This window comes from Kribbella deserti, from assembly GCF_042434725.1.
GTDB classification, from domain to species: domain Bacteria; phylum Actinomycetota; class Actinomycetes; order Propionibacteriales; family Kribbellaceae; genus Kribbella; species Kribbella deserti.
Map to the genome: position 1 here is coordinate 132,236 of NZ_JBHLTC010000040.1, position 18,734 is coordinate 150,969.

12 protein-coding genes are annotated in these 18,734 nt (G+C 66.8%); all 12 read left to right on the forward strand.

All coding sequences use genetic code 11. The annotated features are described in order from the left end of the window. Position 1: 1 nt before the first annotated feature. The 12 genes from ACFFGN_RS31885 to ACFFGN_RS31940 all read left to right on the forward strand — a co-directional run bounded on the left by ACFFGN_RS31885 (position 2) and on the right by ACFFGN_RS31940 (position 18,458). Positions 2–1,312, forward strand: a complete 1,311-nt coding sequence (locus tag ACFFGN_RS31885) for an MCE family protein (protein WP_380055504.1) — start codon at positions 2–4, stop codon at positions 1,310–1,312. Beyond that, positions 1,309–2,346, forward strand: a complete 1,038-nt coding sequence (locus tag ACFFGN_RS31890; RefSeq protein WP_380055506.1) for an MCE family protein — start codon at positions 1,309–1,311, stop codon at positions 2,344–2,346. Before ACFFGN_RS31885 ends, ACFFGN_RS31890 begins: the two co-directional genes overlap by 4 nt. After that, entirely contained in the window at positions 2,343–3,389 is a 1,047-nt protein-coding gene (locus ACFFGN_RS31895; RefSeq protein WP_380055509.1) for an MCE family protein, read from the forward strand. The genes ACFFGN_RS31890 and ACFFGN_RS31895 overlap by 4 nt, the downstream gene beginning before the upstream one ends. Beyond that, complete coding sequence (locus ACFFGN_RS31900) at positions 3,386–4,579, forward strand: MCE family protein (protein WP_380055512.1); 1,194 nt, start codon at positions 3,386–3,388, stop codon at positions 4,577–4,579. The genes ACFFGN_RS31895 and ACFFGN_RS31900 overlap by 4 nt, the downstream gene beginning before the upstream one ends. After that, positions 4,576–5,817 carry an MCE family protein gene (locus ACFFGN_RS31905; RefSeq protein ID WP_380055515.1) on the forward strand — a complete coding sequence of 414 codons (1,242 nt, stop codon included), beginning with the start codon at positions 4,576–4,578 and terminating at the stop codon, positions 5,815–5,817. Before ACFFGN_RS31900 ends, ACFFGN_RS31905 begins: the two co-directional genes overlap by 4 nt. Beyond that, positions 5,814–7,100 (forward strand): MCE family protein, encoded by a 1,287-nt coding sequence (locus ACFFGN_RS31910; protein ID WP_380055518.1) that lies wholly within the window; start codon positions 5,814–5,816, stop codon positions 7,098–7,100. The genes ACFFGN_RS31905 and ACFFGN_RS31910 overlap by 4 nt, the downstream gene beginning before the upstream one ends. Then, entirely contained in the window at positions 7,097–7,705 is a 609-nt protein-coding gene (locus ACFFGN_RS31915) for an Rv1363c family protein (RefSeq protein WP_380055521.1), read from the forward strand. Before ACFFGN_RS31910 ends, ACFFGN_RS31915 begins: the two co-directional genes overlap by 4 nt. Continuing rightward, positions 7,705–8,469 (forward strand): hypothetical protein, encoded by a 765-nt coding sequence (locus ACFFGN_RS31920; RefSeq protein ID WP_380055524.1) that lies wholly within the window; start codon positions 7,705–7,707, stop codon positions 8,467–8,469. Before ACFFGN_RS31915 ends, ACFFGN_RS31920 begins: the two co-directional genes overlap by 1 nt. 260 nt (positions 8,470–8,729) lie before the next feature. Then, on the forward strand, positions 8,730–12,212 hold the full coding sequence (rpoB, locus tag ACFFGN_RS31925; protein WP_380055527.1) for a DNA-directed RNA polymerase subunit beta: 3,483 nt from the start codon (positions 8,730–8,732) through the stop codon (positions 12,210–12,212). Between the two features lie 71 nt (positions 12,213–12,283). Then, positions 12,284–16,144, forward strand: coding sequence for a DNA-directed RNA polymerase subunit beta' (locus tag ACFFGN_RS31930; RefSeq protein ID WP_380055530.1), 3,861 nt, complete (start codon positions 12,284–12,286; stop codon positions 16,142–16,144). Between the two features lie 198 nt (positions 16,145–16,342). Further along, a complete protein-coding gene (locus tag ACFFGN_RS31935; protein WP_380055533.1) occupies positions 16,343–17,734 on the forward strand; it encodes a nuclear transport factor 2 family protein in 1,392 nt (463 codons plus the stop codon). After that, complete coding sequence (locus tag ACFFGN_RS31940) at positions 17,727–18,458, forward strand: maleylpyruvate isomerase family mycothiol-dependent enzyme (RefSeq protein ID WP_380055537.1); 732 nt, start codon at positions 17,727–17,729, stop codon at positions 18,456–18,458. Before ACFFGN_RS31935 ends, ACFFGN_RS31940 begins: the two co-directional genes overlap by 8 nt. The last annotated feature ends 276 nt before the right edge of the window (positions 18,459–18,734 follow it).

Sequence of the window (18,734 nt, forward strand, 5' to 3'; positions counted from 1 at the left end):
GATGACCAGACGAGTGCTCGGAACCGCCTTCATCGGCCTGGTCTGCTTCCTGGTGTGGCTGACGTACGCCTTCTACGCCAAGATCTTCACCGACACGGTGAACGTGCGGCTGGAGACCAGTCACATCGGCCTGCAGCTGAACAAGCACGCCGACGTGAAGCTGCGCGGCATCATCGTCGGCGAGGTGCGCGACGTGTCCACCAACGGTGAGATCGCGACCATCGACCTGGCGCTCAAGCCGGAGCAGGTCTCGATGATCTCGGCGCAGGTCAGTGCCCGGATCCTGCCCAAGACGCTGTTCGGCGAGAAGTTCGTCTCGCTGGTACCGCCGGAGGGCGCACGTGGCCGGGCGATCAAGGCGGGTGACGTGATCACCCGCGACAAGACGGCCGTCGGTATCGAGATCGAGAAGGTGCTGAACGACGCCCTGCCGCTGCTGCAGGCGGTCGATCCGGCCGATCTGAACGCGACGCTGAACACCCTGGCCACCGCGCTGGAAGGCCGCGGCAGCCAGATCGGTAGCACCCTCACCCAGCTCGACGGCTACCTGAAGAAGCTGAACCCGAACCTGCCGAACCTGATCAAGGCGCTGGACAGCCTGACCAGGGTGGCCGGGGTCTATTCGGACGCGACGCCCGACATCGTGAACTTCCTGCGCAACATCACCATCACCGGAAACACCGTGGTGGAGAAGGAGAAGCAGCTCCAGGTGTTCTTCACCGACGTGCAGAAGGTGTCGGCCACCGGAGACGCCTTCCTGACGGAGAACGAGGACCGGGTGATCCGCCTCGGCGCGGTCAGCCGTCCGGTACTGGATCTGCTCGAGCGCTACTCGCCCGAGGTGCCGTGCTTCCTGCGGGTGATGACCGAGACCGCCCCGATCCTGAACGACACCTTCCGCGACGGCGCGCTGCACATCAACCTCGAGGTGATCACGAACCAGCCGACGCCGTACAAACCGGACGAGCGCCCGGTGTACGCGGACAAGCGCGGCCCGACCTGTGTCGGCAAGAACTACAGCCACCCGAACTCGAAGCCCGGGCCGTACACCCAGGAGAACCCCGCGCCGTACATCACCGGGGCCGACGGGGTGAAGGGTGATCACAACAAGACCACCCGGTTCCCGGTGCCACTGACGCTGAACCGGACGGCGCCCGGATTCGACGTGGACACGGTCGGCAGCTCCGAGGAACGGCAGATGATCAACTCCGTGGTCGGCCCGGTGATGGGACGGCCCGCGGCCGACGTACCAGCTGTGGCGACCTACTTGTTCGGGCCGCTGGCCCGGGGTGGCGAGGTGAGCCTGCGATGAGCAAGTTCCTGGACAAGAAGACCTCGTTCGACATCATCCGGTTGTCGATCTTCGTGGTCGTGACCACGGTCGCGACGGCCTTGCTGGCCGTGACGATCGGCAACATCAGCTTCACCGACACCACCCGGTACAAGGCCGTCTTCACCGACGTGACCGGTCTGAACAAGGGCGACGACATTCGCATCGCCGGTGTCCGGGTCGGCCAGGTGAACAAGATCGAGCTGCACCAGGACGAGCTGGCCCTGGTCACCTTCACGGTCGACTCGACCCAGGTGGTGTCGACCACCACCCGCGCGACGATGCGCTACCGCAACCTGGTCGGCAACCGGTACATCGCGCTCACGGAGGGCACCGGCCCGGGCACCCGGCTGAAGAAGGACGACGTCATCGACGTCAACCACACCGCGCCCGCGCTCGACCTGTCGGTGCTGTTCAACGGCTTCAAGCCGCTGTTCACCGCGCTGACGCCGGCCGACGTGAACCAGTTCGCCTTCGAGGTGATCAAGGTCCTGCAAGGCGAGGGTGGCACGATCGAGAGCCTGCTGGCCCGGACGGCCTCGCTGACCACCACGCTGGCCGACTCCGACGAGGTGATCGGTGATCTGATCACCAACCTCACCTCCACCCTGCAGATCGTCTCGCAGCGGCAGGCGAACTTCTCCGCGCTGCTGGTCAACCTGCAACAGTTCATCTCCGGCCTGGCCCAGGACGTCACCCCGATCCTGAACTCGCTCGGTTCGATCAACAGCCTGAACACGAAGACCGCCGACCTGCTCCGGCAGACCCGTGTTCCGCTCAAGTCCGACCTGGACGAGCTCCGCACGGTCGCGACCACCCTCGGCAATACCGAGGACATCTGGGTGAAGACGCTGCAGTTCATGCCGACCAAGCTCGAGAAGATGACCCGTACCGCGACGTACGGCTCCTGGTTCAACTTCTACCTGTGCGGCTTCGACGGCAACGTGGTGCTGCCCACCGGCACCCGCATTCCGATCAGCCACGACGTGAACTCGGCGAGGTGTCAGAACCAGTGAAACCTTTCCGCGAACAGAACCAGGTCACCATCGGTGTGGTCGGCCTGACCGTGCTCGGGTTGATCATGCTGGCCGGATTCCGGGCCCAGGACCTGCCGTTGATCGGTGGCGGCCTGAAGTACTCCGCGCAGCTCACCGAGGCCGGTGGGGTCAAGCCGAACGACGAGATCCGGGTGGCCGGTGTGCGCGTCGGCCAGGTCCGCAAGGTGGAGCTCGACGGCAGCCATGTGCGGGTCGACTTCGTGGTGGACCGCGGCGTGAAACTCGGCGACCAGACCGGCGCCGAGGTGAAACTGAAGACCCTGCTCGGCCAGAAGTACATCAAGCTGCTGCCGAAGGGCGAGGGCCGGCTCAAGGAGGGCTCGGAGATCCCGCTCGAGCGCACCATCTCGGCGTACGACGTGGTGGACGCCTTCTCGGACCTGGCGAACACCACCGAGCGGATCGACACCGCGCAACTCGCGAAGGCCCTCGACACCTTGTCGACCACCTTCGCGAACACGCCGGAAGAGGTCCGGGCCTCGCTGACCGGGTTGTCCCGGCTGTCCAAGAACATCGCCGCCCGGGACGCCGAGCTGAAGAAGCTGCTGAAGCACTCCGAGGTGGTGACGAAGGTGCTTGCCGAGCGGAACAAGGAGCTCATCACGTTGCTGCGCGACGGCAACAAGGTGTTCCAGGCGGTCCAGGCCCGCCGCGCGCTGATTCATCAGCTGCTGGTCTCGACGCAGGCCCTGTCCGCGCAGATCACCGCGCTGGTCCGGGAGAACCGCAAGGACCTGGCGCCGACCCTGCAGAAGGTGAACGGTGTGCTCGCCACCTTGCTGAAGAACCAGCAGAGCCTCGACGCCAGTATCAAGGGCCTAGCGCCGTTCGTGCGGGTCTTCACCAACACGCTCGGCACCGGCCCGTGGTTCGACACCTACGTGCAGAACCTGGTGCCCGTGCCGGAGATCCCGCTGCCGCCGATCACGTTGCCGAGCCTGCCGCTGCCGAGTCTGCCGCTGCCGAGTCTGCCGGTTCCGAACGGGGGTGCGCCGCGATGACCAAGGTGAACTCGTTCTCCCGGCTCGTCTCGATCGCCGTCGTGGTCGCGATCCTGGCCGTCAGCGTGGTGACGTTGTGGCCGGAGCCCAAGCGGGTCAGCGTTTCGGCGTACTTCCCGCGGACCGTGAGCATCTATCCCGGCTCCGACGTGCGCATTCTCGGCATCAAGGTCGGCGAGGTGGAGACGATCACCCCGGCCGGCCGCAGCGTCCGGGTCAGCTTCTGGTGGGACGCCAAGCACAAGGTGCCCGCGAACGCGAAGGCCGTCATCGCGGCGCCGTCGATCGTGGCCGACCGGTACGTACAACTCACGCCCGTCTACACCAAGGGCGAGGTGATGGCCGATGGCGCCCAGATCCCGCTGGACCGGACCGCCGTACCGCTCGAGCTGGATCAGATCTACCAGAGCCTGAACGACTTGTCCGTGGCGCTCGGGCCGAAGGGCGCGAACGACCAGGGCGCGTTGTCCCGGCTGCTCGACGTCTCCGCCCGGAACCTGAACGGCCAGGGCGCCAAGCTGAACCAGACCATCGGCGACGTCGCCACCTTGTCGCAGACCCTCGCGGGCAACTCGAAGAGCCTGTTCACCACGGTCCGGCAGCTGCAGACGTTCGTTTCGGCGCTCGCGGCGAACGACCAGCTGGTCCGGCAGTTCAACGCCAACTTCGCGACGGTCTCGACCACGCTCGCGGGTGAGCGGAAGGACCTCAGCCTGGCCCTGTCGACGCTGGCCGTCGCGCTCGCTGAGGTGACCACCTTCGTGCGGGACAACCGGGCGCTGGTGAAAACCACCGTGTCCCAGGCGACGGCGTTGTCCCAGATCCTGGTGAAGGAGAAGGAGGCCCTGGCGGAGGTGCTCGACACCGCGCCGCTCGGCCTCGGCAACCTGGCCCGGATCTACAACCCGCAGTTCGGCACGCTCGACCAGCGGATCAACCTGGCCCAGCTGGACGACCCCGCGACGTTCGTGTGTTCGTTGCTGCTGCAGGCCAACCAGCCGCTGTCGACGTGCTCCGCGCTCAAGGGTGTGCTCGACCTGCTGAACAAGCTGCCGCTGCTCGGTGGCGCGAGCGGCATGGGACCCGCCGGTACGCCGCTGGCCCCGGCGCCGACGCCCGCCGCCACGGAGCTGCCCAGCCCGGATCCGATCGACAAGACGCTCGGCGGGATCATCGGAGGTGCGCGATGAGGGCAGGACGCCGTACGACGATCGTGGCGGGCGTGGTCGCCGTGGCCACGTTGCTGTCGGGCTGTGACTTCAGCGTCTACTCGTTGCCGTTGCCGGGTGGCGCCAAGATCAAAGGTCCGTCGTACACGATCACCGCCGAGTTCTCCGACGTACTGGACCTGGTTCCGAAGTCCACGGTCAAGGTGGACGACGTCACCGTCGGCACGGTCGAGAAGGTCTGGCTGGAGGGATACGTCGCCAAGGTCCGGCTGAAGCTGCCGAAGAACGTGGAGCTGCCGGACAACGCGCGCGCCACCATCCGGCAGACCAGCCTGCTCGGGGAGAAGTTCGTCTCGCTGGCACCACCCACCGGGACGGAGCAGCCGCGCGGCACGCTGAGCAACGGCGAGGTCATCCCGCTCAGCCGGACCACCAGCAACGTCGAGGTGGAAGAGGTGCTCTCGGCCCTCTCGCTGTTGCTGAACGGCGGCGGCGTGGCCCAGCTGCAGGTGATCACCCAGGAGCTGAACAAGGCCCTCACCGGTAACGAGCCGGCCATTCGCAGCGTGCTCACCCAGCTGAACACGTTTGTCGGCACGCTGGACAAGAACAAACAGAACATCGTCAACGCGATCACCGCCGTGGACGCGCTGGCGAAGAAGCTGAACGCGCAGAAGACCACGCTGGCGACGGCGATCGACTCGCTGCCGAAGTCCATCGCGACACTGGATCGGCAGCGCGCCGCCCTGGTGAAAACCCTGCAGGCGCTGGCGAAACTCGGCAACACCGCGACTCGCGTGATCGTGTCCTCGCAGCAAGATCTGGTCGCGAACCTGAAGTCGCTCTACCCGATCCTGTTCCAGCTCGCGAAGGCCGGGGAGAACCTGCCGAAGGCGCTGGAGCTGATGTTCACCTACCCGTTCCCGGATCAGGCCGCCAACGCCGTACGGGGTGACTTCACCAACCTGGAGATCACCCTCGACGTCGACACCCAGAAGGCGCTGAAGGGCCTGCTCGGGCTGAACCTGCCGACGATCGCGCCGACGATCATCCCGACCATCGACATCAGCCTGCCGGGGATTCCGACCAAGAAGCCGACGGTGAAGCCCTCCGGGGGACTGCCGACGCTCACGCCGCCACCCGGCGTGCCGACCACCTGCATCACGCTGCTCGGCCTGCCGGTCTGTACGCCGAAGCTGGGCCGGGGCAATCTCGATCCGGAACTGGCGAAGATGATGATGCCGGGGGTGACCGGATGATCACCCGCCGGACCAGGATCCAGCTGATGGTGTTCCTGCTGATCACCGTGGTGGGTGTCGCCTACGTGGGCGCGAAGTACGCCCGGGTGGACCGGTTGTTCTTCGACGGCACGTACACGGTGACCGCGAGTTTCGCCGAATCCGGCGGCATCTTCACCGGCGCCGAGGTGACGTATCGCGGCCAGCCGATCGGCCGGGTGGGCACGCTCAAGCTGGAGCCGGACGGCGTTCTGGTCGCCTTGGACATCGACAACGGTATGCAGGTGCCGCGCGATACCAAGGCGGTGATCGCGAACCGCTCCGCCATCGGCGAGCAGTACGTGGACCTGCAGCCGCGGACCGAGTCGGGCCCGTTCCTGAAGGACCGGTCGGAGATCGACCGCAAGGACACCGAGCTGCCGATCTCCACCACCGAACTGCTGCTCAACCTGGACGAGCTGGTGAACTCGGTCGACAAGGACAGCCTGCGGACCACCGTGAAGGAACTCGGTACGGCGCTGCGCGGCAAGGGCGGTGACCTGCAGAAGATCATCGACAGCTCCGGCGTGCTGATCGACGTCGCGGACGCGAACATCGCCCAGACGATCAAGCTGATCAACGACGGCAACATCGTGCTGGCCACTCAGGTTGCCAGCGGCAACCACCTGAAGACCTGGGCGAAGAACCTGGCGCTGCTGAGCCAGACCCTGGTCAGCTCCGACGCCGAACTGCGCGCGGTGATCGACAACGGTTCGGCCGCCACCCAGCAACTCAACGCGCTGATCACCGAGAACAAGGCCGATATCGCGGTGCTGCTCGGTAACCTGCTGACGGTGAGCGAGTTGACCGCGGTCCGGATGGATGCCGTCGAGCAGTTGCTGGTGGTCTACCCCCTGGTCTCCATGGGCGGTTACATCGTGCCCGGGCGGGACCGCGGTACCGGCCACTACGACGCGCACTTCGGCCTCGTGCTCGGGTTCGACCCCGCGGCGTGCCGGGCCGGTTACGGCCAGACCGACAAGCGCGTTCCGCAGGACACCAAGGACAAGCCCGCGAACGTGAACGCGAAGTGCTCGGCCTCGTCGAGCAGCGGCGTGAACGTGCGCGGCGCCCAGAACAAGCCCAACCCGTCCTCCCGCGCCCTGAACCGAGGCGGTATCGGCCTGCTCGCGGATCCCCAGACGGGTGAAACGGGTGGCGTGGCCGGCGTACCGGAGTTCGTGATCGGCTCGACCGGCGGACAGCAGCGGCTGCTCGGCAAGGACGGCTGGAAGGCAATGATGCTAGGACCGGTTACCCAGTGACCTCTGGCGACACCACGCCCGCGACTCCGGCCGACGACGCGACTCCCACCGGCGAGACTCCCGTCAGCGGCGAGGAGCAGGCGTCGTACGGACGGGTGGTCGCGGATGAGCGGCCTGCCGGCGATCGGCGGTTGCCGATGCTGGCGTGGGCGCTGAGCCTGCTGCTGGTGGTCTCGTTGGCAGGGCTGGTGACGGCGGTGGTGGCGTTGCGCAAGCAGGACACCACCAGCGATACCCGGCTGAGCGTGATGCAGGCGGCCCGGCAGACGGCGCACGACTTCACCACTTACAAGTACGACACCTGGGACGCGGACGCGCAGCGGGTGCTCGACGGGTCGACCGGTCAGTTCAAACAGGAGTTCTCCGCCGCGGCCGGATCGGTCAAGGCCTCGGTGCTCACCGGCAAGGCCACCTCGGCCGGCGAAGTACTGGAGGCCGCGGTGCAATCGCTCGACCCGGACTCGGCCCAGGTACTGGTCGTGGCCGACGCGGTCGTCACGAACGAGGCCCAGGGTGGCGCCAAGCGGCGGCACTACCGGATGAAGCTGGAGATGGTCCGTGAGGGCGATCGCTGGCTGGTCGCGGACCTGCAGGCGGTCGGCTGATGCCCGAAGAACGCCGCAACCCGCCGCGCCGCCGCATCGCCGGCCAGCGCCGCCGCGACACGCCCGAGTCCAACCCGACGACGCCCGAGACCGACCAGACCGTCGCGCCCGAGTCCGACCAGGCGCCCGACTCCGGCATCGACCAGACCGTCGCGCCCGAGTCCGACGCCACGATCACGACCGGCACGACCGGCACGACGGACCCGCCTGTCGCGGCCGAGGGAGCCGAGTCGGACGACTCCGGCTCCGCGCACGTGGACGCCGAACCGGAGACCTCTGTGGGAGGCCGGGGGCGGTTGGTGGTGGGGTTGCTGGCGGTGTTGGTGGTGCTGGCGCTGACTTCGGCCGTGTTGCTGGGGGAGCGAGCGTTGCGCGGGCAGCGGGCCGAGCAGGCGCGGTCGGAGGCGTCCACGGCGGCGCGCCGGGCGGCCGAGCTGGTGCTCTCGTACGACTACCGCTCGCTCACGAAGGACTTCGAGGCGTCGCGGGCGGTGCTCACGCCGGAGTTCGCGGCGGACTTCGACCAGACCACCAAGGTCGTCGCCGAGCAGGCAACCAAGGTCAAGGCGACCGTTCGCGCCGAGGTGCGGGAGGTCGGCGTACGCGATGGTGACGCGGACCGGGTCACCCTGCTCGTCTTCGTCAACCAGACCACCACGAGCACGATCACCCAGAACAAGCCCCGGGTGGACCTGAACCGCGCCCGGTTCACGATGGTACGAATCGGTGGGCAATGGCTGGTCCGATCGATCGAGCCCCTGTAGGCTCTGCGGTGTTCCGGATTGGATCTACTCGGCGACTCGCGGGTGGGCGCTCCTCGCTCGAGAACCGGTGAGATCCTTGACGGAATAGTGGGCGCACGGCATCATATTTGCGCCCATTGGACAGTCTTGCCCAGATCGGGTAACCTAACTCTTTGCGCTGCCTTCACCTTTCCCCTGGTTCGGCTCAAAACTTGACTAGGGCGGTTTGGCGTGCGCTCCCCAGCACCAGATGAGTCTGCGAGCCCGTGGAAGGACGCCCCTTGGTCGCCTCGCGCAACCCCCAGTCCGACAGCTTCACCGATGTCTCCACCTCCCGTCGCATCTCCTTCGCGAAGATCTCTTCACCCATCGAGGTGCCGGATCTGCTCGCGTTGCAGGTGGATAGTTTCGACTGGTTGGTCGGAAACGAGACCTGGCAGGCCCGGGTGGCCGCCGCCGAGGCGGAGGGACGGACAGATCTGTCCTCCCCGTCCGGCCTGGAGGAGATCTTCGAGGAGATCTCCCCGATCGAGGACTTCAGCGGCACCATGTCGCTGTCTTTCCGCGACCACCGTTTCGAGCCGCCGAAGAACACGGTCGACGAGTGCAAGGAGCGTGACGTCACCTACTCGGCGCCGCTCTTCGTCACCGCCGAGTTCATGAACAACGAGACCGGCGAGATCAAGAGCCAGACGGTCTTCATGGGCGATTTCCCCCTGATGACCAAAAAGGGCACCTTCGTCATCAACGGCACCGAGCGTGTCGTTGTGTCGCAGCTGGTCCGTTCCCCGGGCGTGTACTTCGAGCGCAACCCTGACAAGACGTCGGACAAGGACATCTTCACGGCCAAGATCATTCCGTCGCGCGGTGCGTGGCTGGAGTTCGAGGTCGACAAGCGTGACCTGGTCGGCGTCCGTCTGGACCGCAAGCGCAAGCAGAACGTCACCGTGCTGCTCAAGGCGCTCGGCTGGACCGACGCGCAGATCCTCGAGGAGTTCGGGGAGTACGAGTCGATTCGCCTGACCCTGGAGAAGGACCACACCTCCGGCCAGGACGACGCGCTGCTGGACATCTACCGCAAGCTTCGCCCGGGCGAACCGCCCACCCGCGAGGCCGCGCAGGCGCTGCTGGACAACTACTACTTCAACGGTAAGCGCTACGACCTCGCGAAGGTCGGCCGGTACAAGATCAACAAGAAGCTGGGCCGCGACGAGGCGCACGACACCGCGGTACTGACGATCGACGACATCGTGTCGACGATCAAGTACCTGGTCGCGCTGCACGAGGGCAAGACCGAGCTGGCCGCGCCGACCGGCGAGATCGTCGTCGAAGAGGACGACATCGACCACTTCGGTAACCGCCGTCTGCGTACGGTCGGCGAGCTGATCCAGAACCAGCTCCGCACCGGCCTGGCCCGGATGGAGCGCGTGGTTCGCGAGCGGATGACGACTCAGGACGTCGAGGCGATCACGCCGCAGACGCTGATCAACATCCGCCCGGTGGTCGCGGCGCTGAAGGAGTTCTTCGGTACGTCGCAGCTGTCGCAGTTCATGGACCAGACCAACCCGATCGCGGGTCTGACCCACAAGCGCCGCCTGTCGGCCCTTGGCCCGGGTGGTCTGAGCCGTGAGCGGGCCGGCTTCGAGGTTCGTGACGTGCACCCGTCGCACTACGGCCGGATGTGCCCGATCGAGACCCCGGAAGGCCCGAACATCGGTCTGATCGGTTCGCTCGCGACGTACGGCCGGGTCAACCCGTTCGGTTTCGTCGAGACGCCGTACCGCAAGGTCGTCGACGGTCAGGTCACCGACCAGGTCGACTACCTCACCGCCGACGAGGAGGACCGCTTCGTCATCGCGCAGGCCAACGCCGCGCTGACCGAAGAGAACCGGTTCGCCGAAGAGCGCGTGCTGGTTCGCCGGCGCCACGGTGAGGTCGAGCTGGTCCTGGTCGAGGACGTTGACTACATGGACGTCTCGCCGCGCCAGATGGTGTCGGTCGCGACGGCGATGATCCCGTTCCTCGAGCACGACGACGCCAACCGCGCCCTGATGGGCTCGAACATGCAGCGCCAGGCCGTTCCGCTGATCACCGCGGACGCCCCCCTGGTCGGTACCGGCATGGAGTACCGCGGTGCGGTCGACGCCGGTGACGTGCTGGTCTCGGAGAAGGCCGGTGTCATCAAGGAGGTCTCGGCCGATCTGATCGAGGTCGCCGCCGACGACGGTACGTACCAGACCTACCGGCTGCAGAAGTTCCGTCGCTCGAACCAGGGCACCTGCATCAACCAGCGTCCGCTGGTCGACGCGGGGCAGCGGGTCGAGGTCGGCTCGCCGCTGGCCGACGGTCCCTGCACCGACGAGGGGGAGATGGCGCTCGGCCGGAACCTGCTCGTCGCGTTCATGCCGTGGGAGGGTCACAACTACGAGGACGCGATCATCCTCAGCCAGCGCGTCGTACAGCAGGACCTGCTGACCTCGATTCACATCGAGGAGCACGAGGTCGACGCTCGCGACACCAAGCTGGGCCCCGAGGAGATCACCCGCGACATCCCCAACGTCTCCGACGAGATGCTGGCGGACCTGGACGAGCGGGGCATCATCCGGATCGGCGCCGAGGTCACCACCGGTGACATCTTGGTCGGCAAGGTCACGCCCAAGGGTGAGACCGAGCTGACCCCGGAAGAGCGGCTGCTACGCGCGATCTTCGGTGAGAAGGCGCGCGAGGTGCGCGACACCTCGCTGAAGGTGCCGCACGGCGAGAACGGCACCGTCATCGGTGTCCGCGTCTTCGACCGCGACAACGGCGACGAACTGCCCCCGGGCGTCAACCAGCTGGTCCGTGTCTACGTGGCCCAGAAGCGCAAGATCTCCGTCGGCGACAAGCTCGCCGGACGCCACGGCAACAAGGGCGTCATCTCGAAGATCCTGCCGGTCGAGGACATGCCGTTCATGGCGGACGGCACCCAGGTCGACATCATTCTGAACCCGCTGGGCGTGCCCGGCCGGATGAACGTCGGTCAGGTCCTCGAGACGCACCTGGGCTGGGTCGCCAGCCGCGGCTGGGAGATCGATCCGGAGAACACCGAAGAGTGGGCTCAGCGGCTGATCAAGATCGGCGCCGGCAAGGCCGCTCCGTTCACCAACGTCGCCACCCCGGTGTTCGACGGTGCGCGGGAGGAAGAGGTCACCGGTCTGCTCGGCTCGACCCTGCCGAACCGCGACGGTGACCGGATGGTCGACAGCACCGGTAAGGCCCGGCTGTTCGACGGCCGCTCCGGCGAGCCGTTCCCGGCTCCGGTCGGCGTCGGCTACATGTACATGCTGAAGCTGCACCACCTGGTGGACGACAAGATCCACGCTCGCTCCACCGGTCCGTACTCGATGATCACGCAGCAGCCGCTGGGTGGTAAGGCGCAGTTCGGTGGTCAGCGCTTCGGTGAGATGGAGGTGTGGGCCCTCGAGGCCTACGGTGCCGCCTTCGCACTGCAGGAACTGCTCACGATCAAGTCGGACGATGTGGTCGGTCGCGTCAAGGTGTACGAGGCGATCGTCAAGGGCGAGAACATTCCGGAGCCGGGTATTCCCGAGTCCTTCAAGGTTCTCGTCAAGGAAATGCAGTCCCTGTGTCTGAATGTCGAGGTCCTCTCGTCCGACGGTAGTCGGGTCGAGATGCGCGACAGTGAAGAGGACGTCTTCCGCGCTGCGGAGGAACTGGGCATCGACCTGTCCCGGCGTGAGCCGAACAGCGTCGAGGAGGTCTGAGCGGGTTGCCGCTCGAGATCAGCATCCACCAACTCACTCAGACCTTTATGACAAGCGGGAGATAACACATCGTGCTCGACGTGAACTTCTTCGACGAGCTTCGGATCGGCCTGGCCACCGCGGATGAGATCCGCCAGTGGTCGCACGGTGAGGTCAAGAAGCCCGAGACGATCAACTACCGGACGCTCAAGCCCGAGCGTGACGGTCTGTTCTGCGAGAAGATCTTCGGTCCCACCCGGGACTGGGAGTGCTACTGCGGTAAGTACAAGCGTGTTCGCTTCAAGGGCATCATCTGCGAGCGGTGTGGCGTCGAGGTCACCCGTTCCAAGGTGCGCCGCGAGCGGATGGGCCACATCGAGCTGGCCGCGCCGGTCACCCACATCTGGTACTTCAAGGGTGTTCCGTCGCGACTCGGCTACCTGCTCGACCTCGCCCCGAAGGACCTCGAGAAGGTCATCTACTTCGCGGCGTACATGATCACGGACGTCGACGAGGAGGCTCGCCACCGCGACCTGTCCTCGCTCGAGGGCCGGACCGATGTCGAGCGCAAGCAGCTCGAGGGCAAGCGCGACAACGACATCGAAGCCCGGATGAAGAAGCTCGAGGAGGACCTGGCCCAGCTCGAGGCCGAGGGCGCCAAGAGCGACGTCCGGCGCAAGGTCAAGGAAGGCGCCGAGCGCGAGGTCAAGCAGCTGCGTGACCGCGCCCAGCGGGAGATCGACCGCCTCGACGAGGTCTGGAACCGGTTCAAGAACCTGAAGGTCCAGGACCTCGAGGGTGACGAGATCCTCTACCGCTCCATGAAGGAGCGGTTCGGCAAGTACTTCGAGGGTGCGATGGGTGCCGCCGCCATTCAGCGTCGCCTGCAGACCTTCGACCTGGTCGCCGAGGCCGCGAGCCTGCGCGAGACGATCAAGACCGGCAAGGGCCAGCGCAAGACCCGCGCCCTGAAGCGGCTCAAGGTCGTCACCGCGTTCCTCGCCACCAACAACAGCCCGATGGGCATGGTGCTCGACTGTGTTCCGGTCATCCCGCCGGATCTGCGGCCGATGGTTCAGCTCGACGGTGGCCGGTTCGCCACCTCCGACCTGAACGACCTGTACCGCCGGGTGATCAACCGGAACAACCGGCTCAAGCGCCTGCTCGACCTGGGCGCGCCGGAGATCATCGTCAACAACGAGAAGCGCATGCTGCAGGAGGCCGTCGACGCGCTGTTCGACAACGGCCGCCGTGGCCGGCCGGTGACCGGACCGGGTAACCGCCCGCTCAAGTCGCTGTCCGACATGCTCAAGGGCAAGCAGGGTCGTTTCCGTCAGAACCTGCTGGGCAAGCGCGTCGACTACTCGGGCCGTTCGGTCATCGTGGTCGGCCCGCAGCTGAAGCTGCACCAGTGTGGTCTGCCCAAGACGATGGCGCTGGAGCTGTTCAAGCCCTTCGTGATGAAGCGGCTGGTCGACCTCAACCACGCGCAGAACATCAAGTCCGCCAAGCGCATGGTCGAGCGTCAGCGCGCCCAGGTCTGGGACGTGCTGGAAGAGGTCATCACCGAACACCCCGTGCTGCTGAACCGTGCGCCTACGCTGCACCGGCTCGGTATCCAGGCGTTCGAGCCGCAGCTGATCGAGGGCAAGGCGATCCAGATCCACCCGCTCGTCTGCTCGGCGTTCAACGCCGACTTCGACGGTGACCAGATGGCGGTGCACCTGCCGCTGTCGGCCGAGGCCCAGGCCGAGGCGCGGATCCTGATGCTGTCGACGAACAACATCCTGAAGCCGGCCGACGGCCGTCCGGTCACGATGCCGACGCAGGACATGATCATCGGCATCTACTTCCTGACGATGCTGAAGGAAGGCGCCCTCGGTGAGGGCCGGGCGTTCAGCTCGGTCGCCGAGGCGCTGATGGCCTTCGACCGCAACGAGCTGGCCCTGCAGGCCAAGATCACGCTGCGGACCGACGGCGCCGGCGCACCCGAGGGTGCGGAGGTGCTGGCGAACGGTGGCTTCCAGATCGAGACCACGCTGGGCCGCGCGCTGTTCAACGAGGCCCTGCCGGCGGACTACACGTTCGTCGACGCCGAGGTGGGCAAGAAGCAGCTCGGCGTGATCGTCAACGACCTGGCCGAGCGGTACTCGAAGGTCCAGGTGGCGTTCTGCCTGGACGCGTTGAAGGACCTCGGTTTCCGCTGGGCCACCCGGTCCGGTGTCACCGTGTCGATCAACGACTTCAGCACGCCGCCGAGCAAGCCCGAGATCATGGCCCGCTACGAGGCCCAGGCCGAGAAGGTCCAGAAGCAGTTCGAGCGTGGTCTGATCACCACGTCCGAGCGGCGTCAGGAACTGATCGAGATCTGGACCGGGGCCAACGCCGAGGTCGGTAAGGCGATGGAGGAGAACTTCGTCAAGACCAACCCGATCTGGATGATGGTCCACTCCGGTGCTCGTGGAAACATGATGCAGGTCCGTCAGATCGCCGGTATGCGTGGTCTGGTGGCCAACCCGAAGGGTGAGATCATCGCCCGGCCGATCAAGGCGAACTTCCGTGAGGGTCTGTCCGTCGTCGAGTACTTCATCGCGACGCACGGCGCCCGGAAGGGTCTGGCGGACACCGCGCTGCGGACCGCCGACTCGGGTTACCTGACCCGTCGTCTGGTCGACGTGTCGCAGGACGTCATCATCCGCGAGGAGGACTGCGGCACCGAGCGCGGTCTGCCCAAGCAGATCGGTGAGCCCGGTCCGGACGGCAAGGTCGTGCACGCCGAGAACGTCGAGACCAGCGCGTACGCACGCACCCTGGCCACCGACGTGACCGACGCCAAGGGCAAGGTCATCCTGACCGCGGGCAGCGATCTGGGCGACGTGTCGATCGCGGCACTGGTCGAGGCCGGTATCGAGGTCGTCAAGGTTCGCTCCGTGCTGACCTGTGACGCCAAGACCGGTACCTGCGCGAAGTGCTACGGCCGTTCGCTGGCCACCGGCAAGACCGTCGACATCGGCGAGGCCGTCGGCATCATCGCGGCCCAGTCGATCGGTGAGCCGGGTACCCAGCTCACCATGCGTACCTTCCACACCGGCGGTGTCGCGGGTGATGACATCACCCACGGTCTGCCCCGCGTGGTCGAGCTGTTCGAGGCCCGTCAGCCCAAGGGCAAGGCGCCGATCGCGGAAGCGGCCGGCCGGATCTCGATCGAGGACACCGAGAAGACCCGCAAGCTGGTTCTCACCCCGGACGACGGTTCCGAAGAGGTCAGCTACCCGGTCTCCAAGCGTGGCCGCCTGCTGATCGAAGAGGGTCAGCACGTCGAGGTCGGTCAGCAGCTCACGCACGGTACGCCGGATCCGCAGGAGGTTCTGCGCATCCTGGGTGTCCGCAAGGCCCAAGAGCACCTGGTGGACGAGGTCCAGGAGGTGTACCGGTCGCAGGGTGTGGCCATTCACGACAAGCACATCGAGATCATCGTCCGGCAGATGCTGCGCCGGGTCACGGTGATCGAGTCCGGCGAGGCGAACCTGCTGCCGGGTGAGCTGGCGGACCGCCTGCTGTTCGAGGCGGAGAACCGTCGCGTCGTGGCCGAGGGCGGCACCCCCGCTTCCGGTCGCCCGGTGCTGATGGGTATCACCAAGGCGTCGCTCGCGACCGAGTCGTGGCTGTCGGCCGCCTCCTTCCAGGAGACGACCCGCGTGCTCACCGAGGCCGCGATCCACGGCAAGTCGGACTCCCTGGTGGGCCTCAAGGAGAACGTCATCATCGGAAAGCTCATCCCGGCGGGTACCGGCATGGATCGGTACCGCAACATCCGGGTCGAGCCGACCGAAGAGGCGAAGGCCGCGATGTACTCGATGGTCGGATACGAGTCGTACGACTACGACTTCGGTCCGAGCTCGGGCCAGTCGGTCCCGCTCGACGACTTCGATCTCGGCTCCTACCGGAACTGAGCCAAGTCACTGCCCACAGGGGCGGTATCCGCTTAACCGCGGGTGCCGCCCCTGTGGCGTTCCAGGCCGCTTTTCGCCGCCACGAGTGGCCGCCTTCGAACCGCCCGGAGGGCTCCGTTCGGGCGGCCTGCCGGCGTACTCGTTGGTACCTGTGGGGCGGGTGGTGCAAGTGTCGGTGGAGTAGGCGAAGATGACGCCATGACGGAGATCCCGGCCTACCTGCGGCCGTTCGTGCTGACGGCTTCCGACGAGGCGGGACCCGAGGCCGAGCGGGTCGGCGAGCTGGACGTGTACCGGCCGGCCGAACCAGGCCGGCGGCCGGCCGTGCTGTTCGTGCACGGTGGGCCAGGACCCTTTGATCTGAAGGTGTTTCCGCGCGACTGGCCGCTGTTTCAGGGTTACGCGAAGGCCGTCGCCGAGCGGGGCCTGGTGGGCGCCGTCGTCGATCATCCACTGGTGCTCGGAATGGACCAGTTGACCGCCGCCTCCGACCAGGTGGAGGCCGCCGTCGGCCGGTTGCGCGCGGACGAACACGTCGACCCCGAGCGCATCCTGCTGTGGTTCTTCTCCGGCGGCGGATTGCTCGCGGGGGAGTGGATCGACAGCCGGCCCGAGTGGCTGCGCGGCATCGCCTTGAGCTACCCCGTGCTGGACGGCCCGGGCGACCTGATCTCCGCCACCGAGGTGGTCGGTAACCACCCTGACCTGCCGATCCTGCTGACCCGCCCCGGCAAGGAGCAGGAGGCGCTCGCGGCGGCCGTACAGGCCTTTGTGGACGCTGCCGGCAAGGCCGCCACGCTGCGCGTCATCGACGTACCGAACGGCCGTCATGCCTTCGACGTACTGGATCCCACCGAACAGTCCCGGTCCGCCGTTCGCGCGGCGCTGGACTGGGCCGTCTCCGTTCTGCTTCCCGACGTTCCTGGTTCCGCCACCAGGACCCGTTCCACTCGTTCCACGACTCCTAGGAAATCCCCGGTGACCACACCAGTAAAGACCTCCGCATCCGAATCGCTGAAGACCACCATTGCCGCGCCGGCGGCCGCGGCGACCACCGCCGGTACGACGACCCGGGTCAAGCCGGCGCCCAAGCCCAGCACCCCCGCGAAAGCCCCTGCAGCAGAAGAAACCCCGGCAGCGGAGGCTCCAGTAGCGGAGGTACCGGCCGAGACCGCGGCGCCCACGCCGGAAGCCGTGCCGTCCGTGCCGTCCGTGCCGGCGGTGCCGTCTGTGCCGCCGTTGCCGCCCGTGCCGGTGCTGGCGGACAGCCCGGCGGCGCGCGTGGTGGCCCGCCAGCTGTCGGCGTTCCTGTCGCACGACCTGGAGGCGTTCCTCTCGCTCTACTCGCCGACCGCGCGGGTCTTCCTGGCGGACGGCAAGGAGGTTCCAGGCCGCCGTGCGCTTCGGGAGTACTACGGACCCCTGGTGGAGTCCGCGACCGCCTGGATCGAGGTGGAGACCCGCCTGACCGAGGGGGAGTGGGTCGTCGACCAGCAGGTCCTGCACGGCGTCGGCCCGCAGCCGGTCCGCTCGATCGTCGTACACCGCGTCCAGAATCGCGCCATCGTCGAGGTCCGTCACCTTGCCTGACAACTCCCTGGACTATCCCGAGTTGCTGGCCGGGGCCGTGCACGACATGGCCTCGGCCCTCGCGGTGGCGGATCCGGCCGCTGCGGTGCCGGCCTGTCCGGGCTGGACGGTCAGCGACCTCGCCGAGCACATCGTTTCGGTCCACCGCTGGGCCACCGAAATCGTGCGGACCGGTGCAAAACAAGAGGAACCAGAGGTGCGGCGTACCGGCTCCCTCTCCGAGTGGTACGACGAAACCGCGCAGGTCCTCGTCACCACGATCCGGGCCTCCCGCCCGGAAGCGCCGTGCTGGAACTTCGCGCCAGTGCCGCAGTTGGCGTCGTTCTGGCCGCGGCGCCAATTGCATGAGACGACGATCCATACGGTGGACGTGTTGCAGGCGGCCGGCCGGGATCCGGAGATCGACGCCGAGGTGGCTGCCGACGGAGTGGACGAGGCCTTCCGGGTATTCCTGCCGCGGCTGCTGATCCGGGGGTTCCCGCCGGCGGTGACCGAACCCGTGACGGTGGTCGCCTCGGATACCGGTGACGTCTGGACGCTGAGCCCCGTCGCGGGCCAGGCACCGCGGGTCGACAGCACGTCGGCGGGAGGGCTCGCGACGATCTCGGCACCGGCGCAGCAGCTCTATCTGGCCTTGTGGAAAAGGGTTTCGGCCGATCTGCTCACCGTCGAGGGGGACCCCGCGGTGGCCGCCAGGTTCCTTACTGGTCAGATCACGCCGTAGGTCCGGTACACTGGGCCTAGACGGCTGCATGAACGACGACCACACGATCTTCCCGAGCAAAGCTGACACCGGAAAAGCGGTGCGGGCCAAGCTCTATTTTGACCGTGCTGGGGGCAGCCGCTAGTCTTAACGACCGTGCCTGGGCTATCCCGGGCCGTCATGCGTGCCCCTCGTCTAAGGGACAGTGCGCGTGGCTCGGACTTCTCGCCGACAGCCAAGATTACGGCTCAGGTGGGGGACGTGCCATCGCGACACACCCGACCGCGGGGGTCAGGC